This is a genomic window from Actinomadura kijaniata NBRC 14229, assembly GCF_001552175.1.
In the GTDB taxonomy this organism is placed as follows: domain Bacteria; phylum Actinomycetota; class Actinomycetes; order Streptosporangiales; family Streptosporangiaceae; genus Spirillospora; species Spirillospora kijaniata.
The window spans coordinates 36,582-57,837 of the sequence record NZ_BCQR01000013.1 but is presented as its reverse complement, the minus strand read 5'-3'; the positions used below and the strand labels follow the sequence as shown (position 1 = coordinate 57,837).

The 21,256-nt window shown below is 73.0% G+C and carries 21 protein-coding genes; 8 read left to right on the top strand and 13 right to left on the bottom strand.

Annotation, left to right across the window (positions count from 1 at the left end; genetic code table 11):
* Positions 1–478: 478 nt before the first annotated feature.
* From AKI01S_RS05910 to AKI01S_RS05890, 5 genes are all read right to left on the bottom strand, one after another.
* Complete coding sequence (locus tag AKI01S_RS05910) at positions 479–1,378, bottom strand: alpha/beta hydrolase family protein (protein WP_067812733.1); 900 nt, start codon at positions 1,376–1,378, stop codon at positions 479–481.
* A 317-nt stretch (positions 1,379–1,695) separates the two neighbouring features.
* Positions 1,696–2,949: an extracellular catalytic domain type 2 short-chain-length polyhydroxyalkanoate depolymerase gene (locus AKI01S_RS05905; protein ID WP_067812732.1), complete on the bottom strand. Its 1,254-nt coding sequence runs from the start codon at positions 2,947–2,949 to the stop codon at positions 1,696–1,698.
* A 292-nt stretch (positions 2,950–3,241) separates the two neighbouring features.
* On the bottom strand, positions 3,242–3,571 hold the full coding sequence (locus AKI01S_RS05900) for an STAS domain-containing protein (RefSeq protein ID WP_067812731.1): 330 nt from the start codon (positions 3,569–3,571) through the stop codon (positions 3,242–3,244).
* Positions 3,568–4,923 (bottom strand): PP2C family protein-serine/threonine phosphatase, encoded by a 1,356-nt coding sequence (locus AKI01S_RS05895; protein ID WP_067812730.1) that lies wholly within the window; start codon positions 4,921–4,923, stop codon positions 3,568–3,570. Before AKI01S_RS05895 ends, AKI01S_RS05900 begins: the two co-directional genes overlap by 4 nt.
* Positions 4,920–5,732, bottom strand: a complete 813-nt coding sequence (locus AKI01S_RS05890) for an alpha/beta fold hydrolase (protein WP_067812729.1) — start codon at positions 5,730–5,732, stop codon at positions 4,920–4,922. The genes AKI01S_RS05895 and AKI01S_RS05890 overlap by 4 nt, the downstream gene beginning before the upstream one ends.
* A 426-nt stretch (positions 5,733–6,158) precedes the next feature.
* On the opposite strand from AKI01S_RS05890, the gene AKI01S_RS05885 reads away from it, so the two are divergent.
* The 3 genes from AKI01S_RS05885 to AKI01S_RS05875 all read left to right on the top strand — a co-directional run bounded on the left by AKI01S_RS05885 (position 6,159) and on the right by AKI01S_RS05875 (position 8,401).
* Complete coding sequence (locus AKI01S_RS05885; protein WP_067812728.1) at positions 6,159–6,983, top strand: lipase family protein; 825 nt, start codon at positions 6,159–6,161, stop codon at positions 6,981–6,983.
* A 276-nt stretch (positions 6,984–7,259) separates the two neighbouring features.
* Positions 7,260–8,039, top strand: a complete 780-nt coding sequence (locus tag AKI01S_RS50205) for a hypothetical protein (protein WP_067812727.1) — start codon at positions 7,260–7,262, stop codon at positions 8,037–8,039.
* Positions 8,036–8,401, top strand: coding sequence for a GntR family transcriptional regulator (locus tag AKI01S_RS05875; protein ID WP_067812726.1), 366 nt, complete (start codon positions 8,036–8,038; stop codon positions 8,399–8,401). Before AKI01S_RS50205 ends, AKI01S_RS05875 begins: the two co-directional genes overlap by 4 nt.
* Before the next feature lie 87 nt (positions 8,402–8,488).
* On the opposite strand, the gene nhaA is transcribed toward AKI01S_RS05875, so the two are convergent.
* Both nhaA and AKI01S_RS05865 read right to left on the bottom strand, forming a co-directional pair.
* Entirely contained in the window at positions 8,489–9,760 is a 1,272-nt protein-coding gene (nhaA, locus tag AKI01S_RS05870) for a Na+/H+ antiporter NhaA (protein WP_245681490.1), read from the bottom strand.
* Positions 9,761–10,297: 537 nt separating this feature from the next.
* On the bottom strand, positions 10,298–11,173 hold the full coding sequence (locus tag AKI01S_RS05865; protein WP_067812725.1) for an SDR family NAD(P)-dependent oxidoreductase: 876 nt from the start codon (positions 11,171–11,173) through the stop codon (positions 10,298–10,300).
* 161 nt (positions 11,174–11,334) lie between these two features.
* On the opposite strand from AKI01S_RS05865, the gene AKI01S_RS05860 reads away from it, so the two are divergent.
* The 3 genes from AKI01S_RS05860 to AKI01S_RS05850 all read left to right on the top strand — a co-directional run bounded on the left by AKI01S_RS05860 (position 11,335) and on the right by AKI01S_RS05850 (position 14,476).
* Positions 11,335–13,128 carry a tetratricopeptide repeat protein gene (locus AKI01S_RS05860; RefSeq protein WP_245681489.1) on the top strand — a complete coding sequence of 598 codons (1,794 nt, stop codon included), beginning with the start codon at positions 11,335–11,337 and terminating at the stop codon, positions 13,126–13,128.
* An 88-nt stretch (positions 13,129–13,216) separates the two neighbouring features.
* A complete protein-coding gene (locus tag AKI01S_RS05855) occupies positions 13,217–13,750 on the top strand; it encodes a universal stress protein (protein WP_067812724.1) in 534 nt (177 codons plus the stop codon).
* Between the two features lie 75 nt (positions 13,751–13,825).
* Entirely contained in the window at positions 13,826–14,476 is a 651-nt protein-coding gene (locus AKI01S_RS05850; protein ID WP_067812723.1) for an adenylate kinase family protein, read from the top strand.
* On the opposite strand, the gene AKI01S_RS05845 is transcribed toward AKI01S_RS05850, so the two are convergent.
* Positions 14,461–16,626, bottom strand: coding sequence for an MMPL family transporter (locus AKI01S_RS05845; protein WP_067812722.1), 2,166 nt, complete (start codon positions 16,624–16,626; stop codon positions 14,461–14,463). The genes AKI01S_RS05850 and AKI01S_RS05845 overlap by 16 nt on opposite strands.
* Positions 16,627–16,733: 107 nt before the next feature.
* Between AKI01S_RS05845 and AKI01S_RS05840 the strand changes: the two genes are divergently transcribed.
* Both AKI01S_RS05840 and AKI01S_RS05835 read left to right on the top strand, forming a co-directional pair.
* Entirely contained in the window at positions 16,734–17,360 is a 627-nt protein-coding gene (locus tag AKI01S_RS05840; protein ID WP_218009558.1) for a TetR/AcrR family transcriptional regulator, read from the top strand.
* 67 nt (positions 17,361–17,427) lie between these two features.
* Positions 17,428–17,865: a hypothetical protein gene (locus AKI01S_RS05835; protein WP_067812721.1), complete on the top strand. Its 438-nt coding sequence runs from the start codon at positions 17,428–17,430 to the stop codon at positions 17,863–17,865.
* Positions 17,866–17,944: 79 nt separating this feature from the next.
* Here AKI01S_RS05835 and AKI01S_RS50200 read toward each other — a convergent pair whose 3' ends face one another.
* The 5 genes from AKI01S_RS50200 to AKI01S_RS05815 are packed head-to-tail and all read right to left on the bottom strand — an operon-like array spanning position 17,945 to position 21,210.
* Positions 17,945–18,088, bottom strand: a complete 144-nt coding sequence (locus AKI01S_RS50200) for a hypothetical protein (RefSeq protein ID WP_157419687.1) — start codon at positions 18,086–18,088, stop codon at positions 17,945–17,947.
* Complete coding sequence (locus tag AKI01S_RS05830) at positions 18,085–19,266, bottom strand: aminotransferase class I/II-fold pyridoxal phosphate-dependent enzyme (RefSeq protein ID WP_067812762.1); 1,182 nt, start codon at positions 19,264–19,266, stop codon at positions 18,085–18,087. The genes AKI01S_RS50200 and AKI01S_RS05830 overlap by 4 nt, the downstream gene beginning before the upstream one ends.
* 5 nt (positions 19,267–19,271) lie before the next feature.
* Positions 19,272–19,886, bottom strand: coding sequence for an RraA family protein (locus tag AKI01S_RS05825; protein WP_067812720.1), 615 nt, complete (start codon positions 19,884–19,886; stop codon positions 19,272–19,274).
* Positions 19,883–20,548 (bottom strand): RraA family protein, encoded by a 666-nt coding sequence (locus AKI01S_RS05820; RefSeq protein ID WP_067812719.1) that lies wholly within the window; start codon positions 20,546–20,548, stop codon positions 19,883–19,885. Before AKI01S_RS05820 ends, AKI01S_RS05825 begins: the two co-directional genes overlap by 4 nt.
* Entirely contained in the window at positions 20,545–21,210 is a 666-nt protein-coding gene (locus AKI01S_RS05815; RefSeq protein ID WP_067812761.1) for an RraA family protein, read from the bottom strand. The genes AKI01S_RS05820 and AKI01S_RS05815 overlap by 4 nt, the downstream gene beginning before the upstream one ends.
* Positions 21,211–21,256 lie beyond the last annotated feature (46 nt).

Genomic DNA, 21,256 nt, shown 5'->3' with positions numbered 1-21,256 from the left:
CAAGGGTGTGATGTTCGACACCGGCGCTTGCGCCCGAGCTCGGAACGATCGTGGACGCCGTCCCGGCCGCGCAGCCCGTTCCACCGCCACCATTCGGCAACCACGCCGCGGCGGCCCGTCCCTTCGGACGGGAGGAGCCGAGCTGGGCCGCCACCTCCTACTCAGGCACCACGAGCCCATGGCCGTCACGGCATGGGAGGTGCCATGAGGACAGACGTGCACGCTGGCACACCAAGCGAAAGCCCGGCCGACATCGGGGCGCCCGACACCTTCGACGAGAACCAGGAAACCGCTGTCTGGTCACGTGAAAGGGCCCCTGCGGGAGAGCTTCGTCCGTTTCCGGGTTGGGAGGCTGCAGGGCGGGTCGGAGGGTGGAGGTTCCGCCGCGCGGGTGGTGCCGGGTGCGCATCTCGGGGACGACGTGCGCGTCGGCATGGGCAGCAGCGCCAGGGCGCGGCGGGGCCTCACGCTCTCGTTCCTACTGCTGGCCGGTGAACCTGACGGCGGGGTCGTTGGTCGCGCCCGGTCCCCACACCTGGTCATAGACGCTGGTGTCGCCGTGGAGGTAGTACAGGAACCAGGCGGTGAGCACGCGGCGGGTGATCGACAGCTGGGCGGCCCGGGTGATCTGGCCGCTGTCGCAGCCGAAACCGCTGGAGTCGATGAACCCGCAGTGGAAGCCGCCGACGATGGCGCGCAGCTGCTTGGGCGCGGGCTTGGCGTTGTACATGTTCTGCTGGTTCGACAACGGGACGATGGTGTCGTTGGTGCCGCCCACCAGCTGCATCGGCGCGGTTACGCGAGCGGCCGCGCTCACCGCCGAGGGGTTGGTCTCGGCGGCGGCCAGGTTGGCGACGGTGGTGACGGCGGGGTTCTGCGCGGCGGCCAGGATGCTGGCGCCGCCCCCCATCGAGTGTCCCGACAGGGCGAGCCGGTCGGTGCGCACATGCCCGGCCAGCCGGGACCCTGCGGTGGCGTCCTGGGCGACGGCCCAGGACAGCGCGGCGTTGAGGTCGAGGGCGAACGCGCTGTGGCTGGGGAACAGGCCGCCCTGGGACTTGGGCGCCACCACGATGAGCCCCCAGGACGCCAGGTGGCCGGTGGTGGAGGAGTAGGTGGTCACCGACTGCACGAAGCCGTGCCCGAAGGACACGACCGGGAAGCGTCCGGCGGCCGCCGGGGTGTTCTGGCCCGCCGAGGCGGCGGGGTACCACATGCGGGCGGAAAAGGAGCGGCCCGCGGCGCTCACCGAGACGTCGGAGTACCCGACGGGGTTGGGGCCCGGCGCCGACAGGTCGATGGCGGCGCGGGCGGGCGGGGACAGCAGTGCGGCGAGTGCGAGAAGCGAAACGAACAGCGCTCCAATTCGTTTCCCCATGGGAAACTTCTTTTGCGAGAGGGGAACGACGCTCTGATCGTTGATTCTCGGCACCAGCCTGTCAAGCCCCGATCTCCGGGGCGGGTTCGACGACAACGCCAGAGGCGAGGGTGGTCCGGCATCCGTGCCAAGTCGGCGGTGTGTCGTTGGGCGAACGGCTGGATCTTGATCGGTGACGGCGCAGGTTTCGTGGTCTGGCCTGCGAGGGTGGAGGCCGGGCGCGGCTTGTCGTCAGTGGCCGCCTGAGATGGGCGGACGAATGGGGGCTGCCCTGCCTGTCGGGTTGCGACGGGCAGGGCAGCGTTCCTTTCCCAGGTTCAGCACTTGACCCAGTAGCCCGGTGAGGTCTGCTTGAGCGTGCTGTTGATGGCGGTGTTCCAGAGGCCGAGCGCCTGGTTGGAGCCGCGCGCGTAGGTGTTGCCCCCGGAGGCGTACGCGCGTGCGGCCATGGTGTGGGCGTAGTTGCTGGCGGTGATGCACTCCGGTGAGGGGGTGGGCGTGGGCGTGGGAGTCGGTGTGGGAGTCGGTGTGGGCTCGCCACCGCCACCACCGTCGCCGCCGCCCAGGGCCTTGACCATGTTGACCACGGCGGCCATCTGCGGCCCGGACTTCAGCGGGTACTGGGCGGACTGGTAGCCCCACCAGTCCCAGCAGCCGCGCGGGTTCCCCGCCATGGTGGTGGCCTGCGGGTACAGGACGATCATGTCGTTGGTGTCGGCGTACTCGTTCAGGTACGCCTGGTCCATGAGCGCGTTGCCGACCAGGCCGTGGTACTGGTAACAGCCGTGCAGCGTGACCATCAGCCTGCAGGAGCGGCCGCTCTCGCACGCCTGCGGGACATAGGCGAAGCCTTCCCTGCCCATGCTGACGCCGGTGGCGTTGCCTCCGGGCACGTGGGCGTTCTGGTCGAACTGGACGAGCTTGCCGCCCAGACGGGAGGCGGGTGCGTTCACACTGCCGAACAGGTGGGTCAGCATCTCCCGCACCGGGTCGCCGCCGCAGTTGTTGACGTACGGCGAGGCGGTGGAGCCGCAGGAGCCGCGTCCGATCGGGCTGATCCACGCGTGTCCGGCCGGGGTGCCGGTGTTGTACCGCACGCGCGCGCCGAAGTCGCGGTAGTAGGTGGCCAGATCGTCGTTGACCGCCCGGTCGATGGTCTGGTCCTGGCCGCCGTGCAGCAGCCACACCGGGTCGCCCGACAGGTTGGCGGGCGGGTCGACGGTGCCCTGGGACGCCCGCTGCCGGGTCAGCTGCTCCAGCTCGCGCGGGGTCCGGCGCGGCGTGAAGGTGTCCATGCAGGCGTTGAGCGCGGTGCTCAGGCTGTTCTGCGCGCAGTCGTAGGGCCCGGCCGAGTAGATCCCGGCGCCTTGGAAGATGCTGGAGTAGGCCACGTGCAGCTGGTTGGCCATGAACCCGCCGGATGACAGCCCGCTGACGTAGGTGCCGGTGATGCCGTACTTCTTCAGGGTCCCCTGGGTGGGGGGCGGAACCGCGGCCAGGGCGATGGAGAGCGTCGTCACCACCAGACCGACGGCCGCCAGGACGGACAGGAGCGCATGTTTGAGCCTCACGTTCGCGTCACCTCCTCGGTGTGACCGTCAGTCTGAAGACGGCATGTGACCCGGACCACATGTCCCGAATACAGAATCGTGAGGCTGGATGTAGCGCGGCCCACCATGTCGGGCGATCCGGAGCGGCGAGCCTGCGATTCGTTGGCGGGAACCGCGTCGGCACGGCGCCCCGCCCGGCGATGCGCCTGCGCCCAGGCCGGTTCTGAGGGGTTCCCGGCGGGAGCTCGGCGCGCCCCGCCGACATGAGTGGATCACTGTCGCGAGCGAGTGGGAAGGCCGGGAGAACGGCGGGTCAGAGCTCGTCGGCGCTGGGGGCGATGGTGAACACCTGGTCCAGGCCGACGAGGGTGAGGGTGCGCATCAGGTTGGAGGGGACGGCGGCCAGGATGATGGCGGCGTCGGCGGCCTGCGCGTGCTGGCGTGCGGCGAGGAGGGCGGTGATGCCGCTGGAGTCGCAGAATTCCAGGCCGGACAGGTCGAGCACCAGGCACTGCCCTGCGGTCAGGGTGAGCTGCCGGACGTGGTGGCGGAAGCCGGGGGCGTGGGTGTAGTCCAGATCGCCGACCACATGCAGGACGGGCCCGGTGGCGGTGTCGCGGCGGGTGATGTCCAGGGGCCTCATCGCGGGTGATCCGTCGTCGGGCGGGTGCGGGAGGGGTCGGCCGGGACTCCCAGGGCCAGCAGAGCGGTGTCGTCGTCGAGGCCGTCGCCGAAGCCGTCGAGCAGTTCGGTCAGCGCGGTGATCGTTTGCTGGGGCGTGGCGGGAGCGTGTTCGTCGGCGAAGGCGTACAGGGCGTCGTCTCCGTACAGGGCGTCGCGGGTGGGGCCGGTGCGGGCCTCGGTGAGGCCGTCGGTGTAGAGCAGCATCGTGTCGCCGGCGGCCAGGATGGTCTGGGCGGTTCCGATGGGTGCGGTGGGGAACACCCCGATGAGCATTCCGCCGGGGGTGGGCAGGAGGTCGGCGTGTCCGTCGGCGCGCAGGACCAGCGCCGGGGGGTGGCCGCCGGAGGCGAGGCGGACCGTGACGTGCCCGTCGTCGTGGCCGGATTCGAGAACGCCGAAGACGCACGTGCAGTAGCGGGGGTCTCCGCTGGCCGTGTACCGCTCGTGCAGGGCGTCGTTGAGCGTGGTCAGCGCGGTGACCGGGTCGGGGTCGTGGTGGGCGGCGGCGCGCAGGGTGTAGCGGGTCAGCGAGGTCAGGGAGGCGGCCTCGGGACCCTTGCCGCACACGTCGCCCAGGAAGAACGCCCACAGGTTCTCACCGACGGGGAACAGGTCGTAGAAGTCGCCGCCGAGCCGGTCGGGAGAGGCCGTGTGGTAGTGCGCGGCCGCCTCCAGGCCGGGCACGGCGGGCAAGGTGTCGGGCAGCAGGGACTGTTGCAGCACGGCCAGCGTGTCGGCCAGGCGTGCCCGGTCGGCCTCGGCCTGTTTCCGGGCCCGTTCGGCCTCCGCCTGGGCTTGTTCGGCCTCGGCGCGGGCCTGCTCGGCCTCGGTACGCGCCCGTTCGGCTTCCTGGCGACGGCGCAGGAGTTCCTCTTCGTAGGCGCGGCGGTCAGAGGCGTCGAAGACCGTGGTGCGGATCAGCAGCGGCTCTCCCCCGCCGCCGTACTTGATCGCGGAGGAGACCAGCACCGGCAGCCGGCCGCCGGCGGTCTTCATCTCCAGGGCGATGCCGCCCAGCTCTCCCTGCATGCGCAGCAGCGGCGCGAAGTGCGTCTCGTGGTACAGCCTGCCGCCGACGGTGAGCAGGTCGGCAAAGCGTTTCCGGCCGACGACGGCCCGGCGCTCGAGCCCTAACCAGTCCAGCAGGGTGGCGTTGATCTTGGCGATGGTGCCGTCCATCGTCGTGGACAGGTAGCCGCAGGGAGCCGACTCGTACAGTTCCTCGGCGCTGTCCTCCAGCAGCGAGGTGAACACCGCGTCCGTGCCCGCCCCTTCTCCGGTCGGCTCCCGCCCGCCGATGCGGCCCGTCACGGCCGGGCCTCCAGGGACTCCAGGAAGTCCAAGATCGCTTCGGCGGTGGCCTCCGGCGCGCTCAGCTGCGGGCAGTGCCCGGTGGCGTCGAGGGTGACCAGGCGGGAGGAGGCGATCGCCGCATGGACGTAGGCGCCGACCTCGCGAGGCGCGATGGCGTCCTGGGAGCACTCCAGCACCAGCGTCGGCACCCGCACGCTTTCGAGGTCGTCGCGGCTGTCGGACAGGAACGTGGTGCGGGCGAACACGCGGGCGATCTCGGGATCGGTGGCGCAGAAGCTGTTGGTCAGCTCCCGCCCCAGCTCCGGCCGGTCCGGATTGCCCATGATCACCGGGGCCATGGCCGAAGACCAGCCCAGGTAGTTCGACTCCAGCGAGGCCAGCAGTTCGTCGATGTCCTCGACGCTGAAGCCGCCACGGTAGCCGTCGCCGTCGATGTAGCAGGGTGAGGGCGTCACCATCACCAGCGCCCCGATCCGCTCCGGCGCGGCGTGCGCCGCCAGCACCCCGACCATGGCGCTGACCGAATGCCCCACCAGCACCGCCCGTTCGAGGTCCAGTTCCTGGCAGACCTCCACCACGTCCTGGGCATAGCCCTGAAGTGAGGAGTACCGCTCCCGGCTCCATGCCGACAGGTCCGAGCCACCGGAACCGACGTAGTCGAACGTCACCACCCGGTGCCGCCCGGCCAGCGCCGGAACCACCAGGCGCCACATGTTCTGGTCACAGCCGAACCCGTGCGCCAGCACCACCGCCGGTCCATCGGCCGGACCGGTGACCGTGACGTTGTTCCTATGGCGGATATCCATCTCCGCCTCCCCTCACCTGCCCCGATACCCCCACAATACGGTTCTCGATCAGCGCCGCGACCCGTGCCCCGCACCGCGACGTCCCGGTGCCCGGCCCGGTTCGTCTCGCCTGGTCGGCGCCGTTGGCCACTGAGGACTGACCTGAGTGGACGCCGACGTTCACGGATTCGTCCGCAGGGGCTTGGCATCGGGCTGGCTCCGCCCGTCGCCTGGAGGACCGCCCACAAGCCCACTGGCGGAGGCGTCAGTCGGGAGCGGCCCTGACCAACTCCATTCCTCACCCTGTGTGTCGATCTAGGCGCGAGAGGTGATGTTCGGGAGTGTCATCCGCGCACTCGCATGGCAGGCGCGGCCGACTCTGCCTGCGCCGCCCGAATGGTGCGACCCGGCGCATCCCTGCACACCGCAGCCACGAAGGAGAAGCAGATGAGTACGTTGACGTTCGACCACAAGGCCACCGGCTACGGGCTGCCGCACGCCCGCTGTCTGGCCGAGGCCGCCGACCTGGCGTACAAGGACGAGCGGACCGTCCGCCAGCGCCTCACCGAGTGGGGGTTCGACCAGGTGCGGGTGTTCACCGTGCCGTTCTCGGCCTCGTTCCCCATCCAGGACACCCAGGCCTACGTCGCCGCCAGCGACCAGATGATGATCGTGGCGTTCCGCGGCACCGAGGCCCGCCAGATCCGCGACTGGCTGAGCGACGGCGGGGCGGTGATGATGCCCTACCCCGGTGGCAAGGGCCTGGTGCACCTGGGGTTCCACCAGGCGCTGGAGGCGGCCTGGCCGCAGATCCGCCAAGCCGTCCAGGACCTGCGCGACCGCGAGCAGTCGCTGTGGTTCACCGGCCACAGCCTGGGCGGGGCGCTGGCGATGCTGGCCGCCGCCCGCCTGCACTTCGACGAGCCCCGCCTCCTGGCCGACGGGGTCTACACCTTCGGCCAGCCCCGCACCTGCGACCCGACGCTGGCCGCCGCCTACGACCAGGCCCTCAAAGGCCGGGTGTTCCGCTTCGTCAACAACAACGACATCGTGGCCCAGCTCCCGCCCGCCCCGGTGTATGCGCACGTGGCCGCCGAACGCTACATCGACTCGCGCGGCAAGATCCACGACAAGCGCCCCGGCGGGCTGCTGGGCGGCCTGGCCGACCAAGCCCGCGGCCACCTGGCCGACCCGCTGGCGCCCGGCACCGACGGCATCGCCGACCACGCCATCGCCCGCTACATCACCCACCTCACCCGCGCCACCGGCTGAGAGGCCGCCGTCACCCCACCCGGACGATCACCTTCCGGGCAGGCGGACGGAGCGTGCGCCGCAGGGGCGGGGTGGCGGCACGAGGTTTCGCGGTCGGCGAGAGGTGGCTCCGCTTGCAGAGCCGCCCCGGACTTCGCGTACCCCGAGGGGCTCTCCGGACAAGGTCGATGAGGACTTCCGTGGTGGCCGGTCGGGACAGCCCGCCCCCTATTGACATTGTCGCAACCTATGACTCATCTTATTGAGACAATACTTGCGACAATCGGAGGTGGCGGCATGCGCCCGGCGGATCACACAGAGGCTGGACGGTGGCTGGCCCAGCACGGCCTGGGCGACACCGAGCCGTCCCCGCTGATCGCGGCCCGGCTGGCGGTGCGTCGGCGCGCCAAGGTCGGCCACAGCCTCCTGCTGGCCGCGTTCGTGGTCGGCGCGGCGCTCACGCACGCGTTGACGCTGCCCGCCGACGTCACGTCCTCCTGGCCGCCGCTGCTGGCGCTGGCGGGACTGGTGACCGGGCTGCTGGTGGCGCAGTGGCTGCTCGGCTGCTGGGTGCGGCGCGTCGACCGCGGGATCGGCGCGCGGCTGTCCCGGCGGGTGGCCCACCCGGTCGAGCTCGGCTGGCCGGCGGTGCTGGGCCGGCCGTACACCCTGTTCACGGTCGCGACCTTCACCGGCGCCCTGCTGCTCGCGCTGAGCGTGCTGCCGATCCCGGACTCCGGCCTGCGGGCCGGGGCGGTCACCGTGCTGATCGGCCTCGCCGCCGCCGGCGCCGGCACCATCCTGCAACTGCGCCAGGTGCTCGCGAGCCCGGCCGTGGCGGAGGACGAGGTGTCGCTCACGGCCGATGTCATCATGCGGGTCGAGGACGCCCGCGCCCTCGTCACGCCCAGCCTGGTGTGGTCGCTGCCGGCCATCTTCCTGTACGGGGAGTCGCTCGGCTGGTGGAACGGGGTCGCGCTGGCGCTCGTGGCGGCGGGCGCCGTCGCGCTCTGGCTGATCGAGAGCCGGAGCGACGGTGTCGCGGCGGCGGCACGGCGGGCCATGGCCATCCGATGATCGTCATCGACGCGGCCTCGCCGACGCCGCCGTACGAGCAACTCCGGGCCCAGCTCGCCAGGCAGATCCAGGACCGCTCGCTCGTCGTCGGCACGAGACTGCCGCCGATCCGCCGGCTCGCGGCCGACCTCGGCCTCGCCGTGAACACCGTCGGCCGGGCCTACCGGGAGCTGGAGGAGGCCGGGCTGATCGAGACCCGCGGACGGGCCGGCTCGTTCGTCTCGGCCGCCGGCGAGCAGGCCCGCGAGCAGGCCCGCCGCGCCGCCCGCCAGTACGCGGCGGTCATCGCCAGCGTCGGCATCGACCCCACCGAGGCGATCCAGATCGTCGAGGCGGCGCTGAGCCAGGTTTCAAGCCCATGAGACCAACCGATACGCGTTGCCGACGTGCCCTCGCCCGGAACCGCTCGATGACCGGCACCAAGGAACGCGCTCTTCTGTCCAGCTCCATCAGGACGTGACGGGGTCGCGGTCGTTCTCGCTGTGGTCGTGCGGGGAACAATGCACGCGGCTGCGCAGCTTCAGGAGCATGACCGCCAGCAGTGAGGCGACCAGGGAGGCGGCCAGGACCGCGGTGGCGGCGCGTTCGGCGGCGGAGGGGTCGTCGCTGGCCAGGCGTGCGACCAGCAGGCTGACGGTGTAGCCGATGCCGCCCAGGACCGCCACGGGGAACACGTCGGCCCAGCCCACTCCCGGCGGCAGCGCGCCCAGCCGGAACCGGACCGCCAGCCACGCTCCGCCGAAGATCCCGATGGCCTTCCCGGCCAGCAGGCCGACGAACACCCCCTGGGCGACGGGGTCGCCGACCGTCTCGGTGATCGCTCCGAGGGGGATGCCGGCGGCCGCGATCGCGAACAGCGGCACGATGATCCCGGCCGAGACCGGGTGCAGCCGCCGTTCCAGCCGGGTGGCGGCGCACTCGGGCTCGTCTCCGACGGGGGTGACGGGGGTGAGCAGGCCCAGCAGGATCCCGGCGACGGTGGCGTGGACCCCGCTGGCGTGCACGCAGATCCACACCGCGACCACCAGCGGGATCATCAACCATGCCGAGGTGACGCGGCGGCGCTGCGCCAGCCGGTAGCCGCCGCACAGGACCAGCGCCGCCGCCAGCCAGAGCAGGTTCAGGTTCTGGGTGAACAGCGCGGCGATCAACGCGATCGCGCCCAGGTCGTCCACGACCGCCAGCGACAGCAGCAGGACCCGTACCCCCGAGGGCAGCCCGGATCCGACCAGTGCCAGCACTCCCAGCGCGAAGGCGATGTCGGTGGCCACCGGGATCGCCCACGCGCCGCCCTCGGCCGCGCGGCCGCCCGACACCGCCAACGCGATCAGCGCGGGGGTCAGCATGCCGCCGGCGGCGGCGAACATCGGCAGCGCCGCCGCCCGCCATCCGGCCAACTCGCCGACGGTCAGCTCGCGTTTGACCTCCATGCCCGCGATGAAGAAGAAGATCGCCAGCAGGCCGTCCGACACCCATGCCGACAGGTTCAGGTGCAGGTGGAGCCAGTCGGGTCCCAGTCCCAGTTCGGTGCCCCAGAGCCGCTGGTAGTGGCGGGGGGCGAGGTTGGCCCACAGCAGCGCCACGGCGGTCGCGGCGAGCAGGAGCTGCCCGCCGGTGGTCTCGCGACGCAGGAAGTAGGCGAGCGCCTCGACCCTGGGCCCTCCCCCCGTCCTGGAGTCCCCGCGGGATCGGGACAGGCTGAACGGGGAGGGCAGGCGCACGGGTGATCTCCTTCACCAGGTGACGGCGACGACATCGCCGACCAGACTTCCCGGCACACCCTGCGCCTCGCACGCATTGCCATCAACGCTACGTAAAGAACGCAGGCCAGTACAAGGCGGGACGGAGATGACCGATCCCCAGGCCCCTCGCCGCGGTGCGCGCGATGTTCGAGATGGCGGCGCGGATCCGCCGTCGGGTCGCCGTTGAAGGTGCGCACGCAGGTGACCTGGTCGCCGTCACCATCCACCGGCACGCGCGGCACCTCAGCGATCAGCACAGATCACGGTGGGAGAACAGCGGCGTTCCGGCGGTGAACAGCCCAGCACGGCGGTCACCGCGACGGCGGGCCGCGCCTGCCTGCCCGACCCCGACGCACTGGCTCCTTCCGAGGGAAGGATCGTCGACCCCCCGATCCGTCAGCACTCCAACTATCCCTGCTCGCAGGTCTACGAGGATGTGCGCAATCAAGCCGTCAGCCTGCTCAAGTCCACCCCACCGCGGTGAAGCCGCCCCGAATCTCCAGAGCACCCGGGGGGTCAGAGGCCGCCGGTGATCTTGGCGGCTCGGCCCATGACGCGTTCGACCGCTTCGGGGACCAGGAGGTCGAGCAGGTGCCCGGCGGTTCCGGCCGGGTGGCTGACGCGGGCCGGGCGGTGGACGACCGCGTGCGCGATCATGCGGGCGCCCGAGCGCGGTGTCATGGCGGGGAGCGCGCGGTAGACGCCGGTCGGTTCGATCATCTCGGTGCGGACCAGGGGCATGTGGACGGTGGTCCACACGACGCCGTCGCGGCGGGTCTCGGGCGCGGCGGACCGGGCGAACGCGTCCAGCGCCGCCTTGGAGGCCAGGTACCCGGCGAACAGCGGCTGCGCGCCGACCTGCACGCCGAGGGTGGAGACGTTGACGACGTGGCCCCGGCGGCGGGTGCGCATGTGCGCGACGATCGGGACGGTCAGCCGGAGCGCGCCGAAGTAGTTGAGCCTCATCAGGCGTTCGGCGTCGTGGAGGCGGCCGGTGGTCTCGTCGAGGTTGCGGCGGATGGAGTGGCCGGCGTTGTTGATGAGGACGTCGACGCCGCCCAGGCCCTCGGTGGCGTAGGAGACGAGGGTGTCGACCTGGTCGTCGTCGGTGAGGTCGCAGGCGTAGGGGTGGGCGGCGCCGCCGCGCCGTTCGACCCGCTCGGCGAGGTCCTTCAGGAGGGCGCCGCGCCGGGCGACCAGGATGAGCTCGGCGCCCGCGCCGCCGAGCATCAGGGCGGTCTCGCGGCCGATCCCGGCGGACGCGCCGGTCAGCAGGACGCGGCGGCCCGCGACGGCGTCGCGCAGGGTGCGCCCGGGGGCGCGCAGCCGGTCGATCTGGCGGCGCGGGTCGAGTTCCTCGCCGACCCGCCAGACGAGGTCTCCCAGATCCATCGCGGTTCCTCACTCTCGCCGGACGGGCTCGGCCCGGTCGGCTCCCCTACCCCGGCACCGGAGGATGTACCCGTTTCCGGCGGGGAGCCCGGGGGGTTGGCGGGCGCGCTGTCGGTGCGGCATGGCAGGGTGACCGGAAAACGGTGTTTCGGGAGGGGCGAGTGTCCGACGCGCATCAGGGGTCGCACGAGGGGATGGCCGACCCTCGGCTGGAGGCCGAGGGCGAGCTGAGCATGGCGCGGCTGGCGCTGGACGACGGCGAGCTGGGGCATGCCGCCGAGCATGTGGCGCGCGCCCTGGTCCACTCCCCCGCGCTGCCCGAGGCGCACGAGCTGCTGGCGCGTCTGGCCGGGCATCCCGGCGGCGGACCGGAGCTGTTCGCGCTGGAGGAGCCGGTGTTCCTCGGCACGGTGCTGGCCCGCGCGCACGTGCTGGCCGCGCGGGGCGCGCACGCCGAGGCGTTCCGGCTGCTGGTGTCGGCGCAGTGCCACCAGCCGGAGGTCGGCTGGGCGGACGTGCCGTGGATGCGCGACCCGGCGCTGGCGGCGAAGCTGCCGCCCGAGGAGATCAGCGCGGGCGTGGTGCGGTTGACGGGCGTGCTGCCCGACCCGGTGCCCGAGGAGGAGCGGGCGGCGCTGGAGCCGTTCGCGGGGCTGGTGCGGGTCGCGGCGGTCGCGCACCCGGGCGAGGCGACCCTGCTGTGGACCGGGTCGATGCTGCTGCGCCGGGTCGGCACGGCGGACGAGGCGATCGACCTGGCGATGCGGGCGGAGGCGGCGGACCCGTCGTTCAACGCCGCGATGGCGCTCGGCTACGCCTACCGCGCCGCGCAACGCTGGGACGACGCCAAGCGCGCCTGGCTGCGGGCCCTGGAGCTGGATCCGGACAACACCGCGCTGCTCACCGACATCGGCGAGCTGATGGCCACCGCCGGGCGGCCCGACGAGGCGCTGGAGTGGGTGGAGCGCGCCCTGCGGATCGACCCGGACTGCCCCAGCGCCTTCCCGACCGCCTGCGGGATGCGCTTCGACCGCGACGGCGGCCTGTTCCACCTGGTGGCGATGGCCGACCACCTGCGCGCCCACCCCGACAACGGCCACGCCGACCGGCTGCTGACCCACGCCTCGCAGCGGCGGTACTGGCTCGGCCACATCCCCCGCCCCAGCGAGGCGGTCGTCAACGTGCTGCGGCAGATCACCGAGCAGGACCCGATCCCCGACTCGGTCGACCTGGCCCTGTCGGCGCTGGAGGCGCCCAGCGCGCTGATGGCGTTCGCGCACGTGGCGCCCGGTTCCCCGGTGATGGTCGAGCGGTCCCAGGAGCCCGATCTGCGGCGGCCCGTCCCCGAGGTGTTCGACGGGACCCCGGTGCGCGGGGTCGCGCGGCGCGTGTGGGAGTACGACGGGCTGGTGGCGCGTCCGGCCGTTCCGCCGCCGTCGCCGCAGGCCGTGGAGGTCGTGGGGCGTTTCGCCGGGTACCGCTGGCGGCATCTGCCCGCCGCCTACGACGACGCGGTCCACCTGTCGGGGCTGAGCCTGGACGACCTGCTGGGCCTGCTCGTCCACCCGCCGGTCTCCCCCGACCCGGCGGAGACGCCCGAGTGGATCCGGTCGGTGCAGGCGTGGGCGTGCCTGGGGATCGCCCACCACCGCGCCGACCAGCCCTGGGCCGAGTCCGAACGCCGTTCGGTCCTGGTCGACCTGGCCTACGGGCCCGAGGACTGGGTGACCGAGGCCGCGCTGCTGGCGCTGGTCGCGGTCGCCTGGACGCACCCGGAGGCCCGCGCCGACGTCGCCGGGCTCGTGGCCTGGCGTTTCCTGGCCGCGCTGCGGGCCTCCCGGACCCGCGCGGTGACGATCCTGGACTCCCTCGCCTTCCTGGTCCGCGCCACCCCGGAGATCGACGACGACGTGCGCGGGGTGGCCGACGAGATCGTGGATCGTTCCGCCGGATAACGGGTCCGCGCGCCTCTTCCACACCGGCATCGTCGCCTGTCAAGCTGTCAGGCACAGCTCCACAAGGTGTTCGGAGGATCGAGGCACCGTGATCGCGAGACCGGACGGCGGCCCCCGCGTGGTCGTCGGGGTCGACGACTCCGCCGGGGCGCGCTGCGCCCTGTCCTGGGCCATCGGCGAGGCCCGGCTCCGGCGCCTGCCCCTGCTGGTCGTGCACGCCGCGCCGCTGCCGCCGCACGTGTCGGCGGCGGGGCAGCTCGGATGCGGCATCACCGAGGCGCTGCGCGGAGCGGGCGCCGAGCTCATCGACCGGCTGCTGGACGAGGTCGCCGGCGGCGTCCCGGCCGACGTGCCGACCAGCGCGCTGGCGCTGGTCGGCGAGCCGGGCGCGGCCCTGGTACGGCTGGCCCGCGACGACGACATCCTGGTCGTCGGGCACGGCACGCGCGGCCTGCTGTCGCGGCTGATGCGGCCGTCGGTGCGGCTGCACTGCGCCCGCCGCGCCCGCGCCACGCTGGTGTGCGTGCGCCCGCCGACGCTGGAGTCGCTGCTGCGCTCGCTCAGCGACCACCCTCCCGATCGCGGCCTGCTGCGCCGCCTGGGACGCCGCCCGCGCCCCTGAGGTCCGGGTCCGTGAGGTCCGGCGTCCGTGAGACCCCGCGCCCGCCGGGTCCCGGGTCCGTGAGACGCTGCGCCCATGCGCAAATACGTCATCATCGGTGCCCAGGGCAGCGGCAAGGGGACCCAGTCGCGGCTGCTGGTGCGGGACCTGGACCTGGTGCACATCAGCGTCGGTGACATCTTCCGCTGGCACGTCCAGCACCACACCAAGCTCGGCGCGCAGGTCCGCCGCACCATGAGCGCCGGGGAGCTGGTCAGCGACGACCTGGTCGAGAGCATCGTGCGCGAACGCCTCGCCCAGCACGACTGGAACTACGGTTTCGTCATCGACGGCTTCCCCCGCAACGCGCGCCAGGCGGAGTTCTTCCTGGAGAGCTACGACATCGACGGCGTGATCCACCTCGACCTGCCCGACTCCGAGGTGCGCCGCCGCGTCCTGGCCCGCCGCCTGTGCGCCCGCTGCGGCATGGACTACAACCTGATCGCCCACCGCCCGGAGGTGGAGGGCCGCTGTGACGTGTGCGGCGGCGAGCTGGTGTCCCGGGAGGACGACACCGAGGAGGCCCTGGCCGAGCGGCTGCGCCTGTACCACGAGAAGACCGACCCGATCATCGAGCTGTTCGGGCGCAAGGAGTTCGTCTTCACGATCGACGCCCGCTCCGACGTCCACACGATCCAGCAGGAGATCCGCACCCGCCTGGGGCTGCCCGACTACACGCGCCCGTAGCCGGGGGCGGGGGTCGCGGGGGCGGGTTCCTCGGCGAGGCCGATCCGCCGGTGCAGGCGGCGCAGCGGGCGGGGCGCCCACCAGTTGGCCGGCCCCGCCAGGCGCATCAGCGCCGGGGCGAGCACACCGCGGATCAGGGTGGCGTCCAGCAGCACGGTCAGCGCCATGCCGACGCCGAGCTGCTGGAGGAACACCACGCGTCCGGTGGCGTAGGCCGCGAACGACACCGCCAGGATGACGGCGGCGGCGGTGACCAGCGGCGCGCTGCGGGCGATCCCGGCGGGCACGGCCGCGACGGCGTCGCCGGTCCGGTCGTACTCCTCCTTGATCCGCGACAGCAGCAGCACCTCGTAGTCCATGGACAGGCCGTGGGCGACGCAGAACATCAGCAGCGGCACGCTCGGCTCGATCGACCCGGTCGGGGTGAAGCCGAGCAGGCCCGACAGGTTGCCGTCCTGGAAGACGAACACCAGCGCGCCGAACATGACCGTCAGGCTGACCGCGTTCAGCAGCGACGCCTTCAGCGGCGCGACGACGCTGCCGGTCATCAGGAACAGCACCGCGAACGTCACCACGACGATCAGCCCGGCGACCAGCGGCAGGCGTCCGGTGACCCCGTCGCGGTAGTCGGCCAGCTCGGCGGGGTAGCCGCCGACCCGCGTCGCGAACGGCGCGGGCACGGCGCGGACCTCGCGGACCAGCCCGACGGCGTCCCGCTCCAGCCGCCGTGAGGAGGGCACCACCGCCAGCCGGTCGCGCATCCGTCCCGTGGCGGCCTCCATCCGGCGGCCGCCGGTGAACGACCCGGCGGGCGAGTCGACCCGCACGACGCCCTCGATCCGCGACAGCCTCCCGGCGTAGGCGGCGGTCCCGGCGGGGTCGCCGCCGCTCGTCACGACGTGGAGGGCGTCGGCCTCCTCGGCGGGGAAGTTGGCGCGGACCTGGTCGTACACCTGGCGGACCGGGGCCGAGCCGGGCAGCACGCGGTCGTCGGGCAGGCCGAAGCGGATGCCCAGGAACGGCGCGCCCAGCAGCAGCACGACGCCGAGCGCCGCGCCGCCCAGCAGCAGGGGACGCCGGGTCACCAGGGCCGCCGTCCGGTACCAGGCGCTCGACCGGCCATCGTCCGCGGGCGGCCGCCTGCGTTCGACGCGGCGGCCCAGCAGCGCCAGCGCGGCGGGCAGCACGACCGTGGCGCCGACCACGGCGGAGACCACCACCGCGACGCCCGCGTAGGCGAACGAGCTGAGGAACGGGAAGGGGAACACCAGCAGCACCGCCAGGGACGCGGCGACCGTCGCGCCGCTGAACAGCACCGTGCGGCCCGTGCCGCGCACCGTCCGCGCCACGGCCTCGGGCACCTCCGCGCCGCCGCGCAGCTCCTCCCGGAACCTGAAGATCATGAACAGGCCGTAGTCGACGCCCAGGCCGATCCCCATCACCAGGGCGATGTTGGAGGCGAACGTCGAGATCTCGGCGAAGCCCAGCACGCCGCGCAGCAGCGCCAGCGACCCCGCCACCGCGAACAGCCCGACGCCGACCGTCACCAGCGCCGGGACCAGCCGCCGGTAGACCCGCCACAGCATCAGCAGCACCAGCGGCAGGATCACCAGCTCGGCGCGCAGGAAGTCGCCGCGGGCCTGCTCCATGACCTGCCGGAACACCTCGTCGCCGCCGCCGACGCGCACCCGCAGGACCGGGCCGTCGCGGGTGAAGCGCGGGGCCAGCTCCGGCAGCACCTCGCGGCGGACCCGGTCGGCGTCGCCGGGCACCCAGGCCAGCACCAGGGCCTGGCGGGCGTCGGTGCCGCGCAGCGTTCCGGCGTTGCCGCGCGTCCAGTACGACCAGGCGTCGCCGACGCCGGGCCGGGCGCGCAGCTCCTCGGTCAGCGCGCGTCCGGCGGCGGCCACGACCGGGTCGTCGACGGTGCCGTTACGGACGGTGACCAGCAGCGCCACGTTCGGGCTGCCGGTGGAGTGCTCCCGGGCCAGCACGTCGCGGACCCGCATCGACTCCGACCCGGGCGCCTCGAACCGGTTGAGCGACAACGCGCCGACCGTCCCCACGCCGACCAGCGCCGCCACGACCGTCAGCAGCACACCGGCGGTGACGATCCACCGCGCCCGGCGCACCAGCGTCCTTCCCAGCATGGGTTCCCCCGCTCCGATTTACGAGCTATCGCTCGTGTTTCGACCGGAGATTACGAGCAATCACTCGCGTTTGCAATACTCTGCTGACGGACGAGGGAGGGGCGGCGTTGGCGGACGAGGAGCGGCCGCGCAGGCGGCAGGCGCGCGGCGAACGGCGGATGGCCGAGATCCTGACGGCCGCCGCGCGGGTGTTCGCCGACGTCGGCTACGAGGCGGCCACCACCAACCGCATCGCCGCCGCGGCCGGGATCTCGCCGGGCTCGCTGTACCAGTTCTTCGCCAACAAGGAGGCGATCGCCCAGGCGCTGGCGGACCGCTTCGTGGCCGACATGGGGGCGGCGCACCGGGAGGCGTTCGACACCCTCGACTTCGCCGCGCTGGAGCTGCCGGAGCTGGTCGACCGGATGACGGACCCGATCGTGGCGTTCAACCTGGCCAACCCCGGTTTCAAGGCCCTGTTCGCCCGCCCCGACATGCCGCCGGGCCTGGCCGCCGCCGCCCGGCCCATCCAGGCCGCGCTGCTGGGCCGCGTCGAGAAGATGATCGCCGTCCGCGCCCCGGACCTGCCCGCCGCCGACCGCGCCCGCACGGCCCGCGTCCTGGTCCGCGTCTTCCAGGCGATGATCTCGATGGTCACCGCGGCCGACGAGGCCGAACGCCCCGCCGAGATCAGGGAGATTAAGAAGGTCCTGCTCGGCTACCTGGAGCCGGTGGTGGGACGAGCGGGCTCCTGAGGAGCCGCATCCACCGCGTCCGGGGGCAGGACGAGGCCATCCGCGTGGACGCCGCTAGTCTCCGACCATGACGGTTGATGGGCACTTGGCGATCGTGGACGAGCTGCTCGCCTTGCCGTTCCCCGAACGGAGCGAGTGGACCGGAGGTGCTCTCAGCGGCCCCGGTCACCATGTGAGGGTCCTTGAGGCCAGCCAGGACTTCTGGGAGAGCCGCGACCCTGAGATCACCGAAGCCGCCGAGGAACAGATCGATTCCGCGCTCCAGGCGCTGGCGGAGGTGTTCACAACGCGCTGGGGCGCACCCGGCAAAGTGGACCTGGAGCCGTATCTGGGGAGCACGGCTCCAGCACCTGAGCCGATGGCACAGCTCTGCCTGCTCAGCCCCCAGATGCTGGTCTGGCGACCTGCGGCGGCCGATCGGTGGGTCGGCCTGTGCGTCGGGCAGGCCGACGCGGAGTTCCCCATCGAGCTGCGCGTGGCCGTCGCTGACGTTGCGATCCCCTAGGACATGACCGGTCGGCAGCGCTTCGCCGAACCGGACGGACAGCGCACCGCGAACGAGCCACACCCGGGTGAGTGCCTTTTCACGTGCGGAAGTCGGCGCGTGAGACGAGGTCGGTGATGCGGGCCCACATCCGCGGCGGGTGGGAGTGCATCGGGAAGTGGGCGCAGTGCTCGATCTCGGCGAGGGCGAGCGTGAAGGCTTCGAGCTTCCTGACGGGGCTCATCGGGTCTGCTCCGGGCGGTGCGCGGCCTTCCCGTGCCGCGTGGGGGCCAGGGCGGCCCGCAGCCGCTCGATCGCGGCGATCAGCGTGGTGTCGTCGACGGCGAAGCACACGCGGACGCGGCCGGGGGCGTGGAACGCCTCGCCGGGCACGACCGCCAGGCGGGCGGTGTCCAGGAGCCACGCGGCGAGGTCGGCGCCGCTGGTCCAGCCGCGGTCGCGGAGCAGCGCGCCGACGTCGGGGAAAGCGAACATGCCGCCGTCGGGCAGCGGGCAGTCGATGCCGTCGATCCCGTTCAGCGCCCGCACCAGCAGCGCGCGTCGGCGACGGTAGGCGGATGCGGCCCGGACGGGGGTGGCGGTGTCGCCCAGGGCGGCCAGGGCGGCGCGCTGGTTGACCGTCGGAACGTGGGTGATGGTGCGGGACACGTGCAGCCGCGCCGAGGCGATGATCTGCGGCGGCGCGGCGAGCCAGCCGACGCGCCAGCCGGTCATGGCGTGTTCCTTGGACACGCCGCCCACCACGACGGCGCGGTCGCGCAGTGAGGGGGCCACCCGCAGGATGGACCGGTAGGTCCCGGTGTAGTCGAACGCCCGGTAGATGTCGTCGCTGATGACCCAGACGCCGTGCCGCCGCGCCCAGTCGGCGATCTGCCGCAGCCGGGCCTCGGGGTGGACGGCGCCGGTGGGGTTGCCGGGGCTGGAGAGGATCACCGCCCGCGTGCGCGGGGATCGGCGGGTCTCAAGGGCCTCGGCGGAGAGCCGGAACGTCCGGTCGGTGGCGACCGGGACGGCGACGCCGCCGGCGGCGGTGACGGCCTCGGCGTGGCCGGGCCAGCCGGGCGCGGCGACCAGGACCTCCTCGCCCGCGCCGACCAGGGCCTGGATGGCCAGGAAGAGGGCGTGCTTGGCGCCGAGGGCGATCTGGACGTCGTCGGCGGTCCAGGAGAGCCGGGTGTCACCGGCGACGGCGGTGGCGACGAGCCCGCGCAGCGCGGGGTCGCCCTGGGCTGTCGCGTAGTGGTGGGTGGCGGGGTCGCGGGCGGCGTCGACGGCGGCCTGAACGACCACGGCGCTGGTGGCCGCCTGGGGCTCTCCGGCGGCCAGGGTGATGACGTCCACGCCCTGGGCCCGCAGCGCTCGCGCCTTGTCGGCCACGGCGAGGATCGGGTTGTCGGTCATCGTCGTCACCGCCCGGCGGCTTCGAAGCCGCCGTACAGCTCCAGGGTGCTGCGGCCTTCCCGCAGCCGCTCCATCAGCTCCCTCTCGTGTGCCACGCGAGCGTCGGCGCGGTCGAGGATCGGCCGGGTCTCGGACGCGGGAAGGGCCACGACCCCGTCGAGGTCCCCGACGACGAGGTCACCGGCGTGGACGATGACACCGCCGACGGTGACGGGACGCCCGAGGACGCCGCGGAAGTCCTTGCGGGTCCCGAAGATCGCGTTGTTGCGCGAGAAGACCGGGAAGCCCAGCGCCCGGATCTCCGCCGCGTCCCGGACGCCGCCGTCGATGAGCAGGCCCGCGATCTCGCGCTGCTGGGCGGCCACCGTGAGGATCTCGCCCCAGTGGCCGAAGCGGGCGCCGCCGACGTCGGCGACCAGGACCGAGCCGGGCGGCGCCTCCAGGACGGCGTGGTGCAGGGCGAGGTTGTCCCCGCCGGCGCCCTGCACGGTGAACGCCGGGCCGCACAGCCGGGCGCCGGGCCACAGCGGCCGGATCCGCGGGGAGAGCGCCACGGGAAGCCCGGACGCCTCGGACAGGGTGGCGCTGGAGTGGCCGCGGGCGAGGTCGTTCGTGCTCACGAGGGGTCCTTACGGGTCTGCAGCGAGTGGTAGCCGTGCCGTGCACGCGCCTGGGCGAGGGTGGCGCCGCCGCGGACGGCCTCGACGATGGCCTCCTCGACGCGGTCGATGCGCCGGGCGATGTCCGCCACCTCGTCCCAGCGCCCGGCCGGGACGACCACGGCGCCGTCGTCGTCGGCCACGAGGACGTCGCCGGGGTGGACGAGGACGCCGTCGATGGTGACGGCCGTCTGGACCGCGGCCACCCGCACGCGGTCCTTGCCGGTGCGCATGAACCGGGAGACCGACCAGATCGGGTGACCGGCGGCGGTCGCGACGGCGACATCCCGGCAGGCGCCGTGGATGACGGTGCCCGCGATGCCGCGTTCGTGGGCGGTCCGGCTCATGATGCCGCCCCACACCGTGCAGTCGGTGCGGCCAGCGTTGTCGATCAGGACCACCGCGCCGGCGGGGACGTCGTCCAGGAAGTCGCCCACCGTGCCGCCGGCCTCGTCGACCGGTTCGTAGGTGACGGTGAAGACCGGTCCGGCCGTCCGCTGGCCCTGGCGCAGCGCGCCGATGCCGTGGAGGGACCCGGGGAGCCCGAGCGAGTCGAGGGCGTCGGAGACCGACGCGGTGGACAGGTCGGCGGCGAGGTGCGGGGCGGCGGTGGGGTCGCTCATCGGCCCGGCTCCCCGTCCTCGGCGAGGCGGGCGTCGTGCATGGCCCGGGAGAGCGGCGCGCCCGCGCGCACCTCGTCGGCGATGGCGCGTTCCCGGGCGACGATCGCGGTGGCGATCCGCGCCACCTCCTCGGCCCGCTCGCGCGGGACGACGGCCAGGCCGCTCTCGTCGGCGACGACGACGTCGCCCTGCTCGACCGTGAGCCCGGCGACGCCGACCGGCTCGCCGGTGGAGCGCTGCCGCAGCCTGCCCCGCGCCGTGGCCGGGACCGAACCCCGCGCGAACACCGGGAAACCCAGCTCACGGGCCTCCGCCACGTCGCGGCACACGCCGTCGGCGACGACGCCGCGAACACCGCGAAGGGACGCGCCCAGGCTCAGGATGCCGCCCCAGCACGACACGTCGGTGCGGCCCTGGTTGTCGACGACGATCACGCTCTGGTCATCGCACCTCTCGACGGCCGTGGTGACGATGTGGGCTCCGGCGGGTCCTTCGGCGCGCGGTTCGAGCCCCACGGTGACGGCGAACCCCACCACCGCCGCGGGACCCCACACCGGACCGATGCCGCCGACGCCGCAGGGAAGCCCGAGCCGGTCGAGGGCGTCGCTGACCGCAGCGGCGTCGAGCGCCGCGAAGCGGTCCAGGAGAGAGGAGTCGCTCATGCGTTCCACTTCAGCAGCCTCCAGATATATTCGGAAGGTCTGATCA

Excerpts from the sequence above, each read along its gene's own strand:
- AKI01S_RS50200 (WP_157419687.1), bottom strand. The coding sequence starts at position 18,088 with ATGAGCCCCGTCAGGAAGCTCGAAGCCTTCACGCTCGCCCTCGCCGAG.
- AKI01S_RS50205 (WP_067812727.1), top strand. The coding sequence starts at position 7,260 with ATGCGCCCGGCGGATCACACAGAGGCTGGACGGTGGCTGGCCCAGCAC.
- AKI01S_RS05830 (WP_067812762.1), bottom strand. The coding sequence starts at position 19,266 with ATGACCGACAACCCGATCCTCGCCGTGGCCGACAAGGCGCGAGCGCTG.
- AKI01S_RS05890 (WP_067812729.1), bottom strand. The coding sequence starts at position 5,732 with ATGGATATCCGCCATAGGAACAACGTCACGGTCACCGGTCCGGCCGAT.
- AKI01S_RS05815 (WP_067812761.1), bottom strand. The coding sequence starts at position 21,210 with ATGAGCGACTCCTCTCTCCTGGACCGCTTCGCGGCGCTCGACGCCGCT.
- AKI01S_RS05875 (WP_067812726.1), top strand. The coding sequence starts at position 8,036 with ATGATCGTCATCGACGCGGCCTCGCCGACGCCGCCGTACGAGCAACTC.
- AKI01S_RS05835 (WP_067812721.1), top strand. The coding sequence starts at position 17,428 with ATGACGGTTGATGGGCACTTGGCGATCGTGGACGAGCTGCTCGCCTTG.
- AKI01S_RS05820 (WP_067812719.1), bottom strand. The coding sequence starts at position 20,548 with ATGAGCGACCCCACCGCCGCCCCGCACCTCGCCGCCGACCTGTCCACC.
- AKI01S_RS05885 (WP_067812728.1), top strand. The coding sequence starts at position 6,159 with ATGAGTACGTTGACGTTCGACCACAAGGCCACCGGCTACGGGCTGCCG.
- AKI01S_RS05850 (WP_067812723.1), top strand. The coding sequence starts at position 13,826 with ATGCGCAAATACGTCATCATCGGTGCCCAGGGCAGCGGCAAGGGGACC.
- AKI01S_RS05910 (WP_067812733.1), bottom strand. The coding sequence starts at position 1,378 with ATGGGGAAACGAATTGGAGCGCTGTTCGTTTCGCTTCTCGCACTCGCC.
- AKI01S_RS05900 (WP_067812731.1), bottom strand. The coding sequence starts at position 3,571 with ATGAGGCCCCTGGACATCACCCGCCGCGACACCGCCACCGGGCCCGTC.
- AKI01S_RS05865 (WP_067812725.1), bottom strand. The coding sequence starts at position 11,173 with ATGGATCTGGGAGACCTCGTCTGGCGGGTCGGCGAGGAACTCGACCCG.
- AKI01S_RS05845 (WP_067812722.1), bottom strand. The coding sequence starts at position 16,626 with ATGCTGGGAAGGACGCTGGTGCGCCGGGCGCGGTGGATCGTCACCGCC.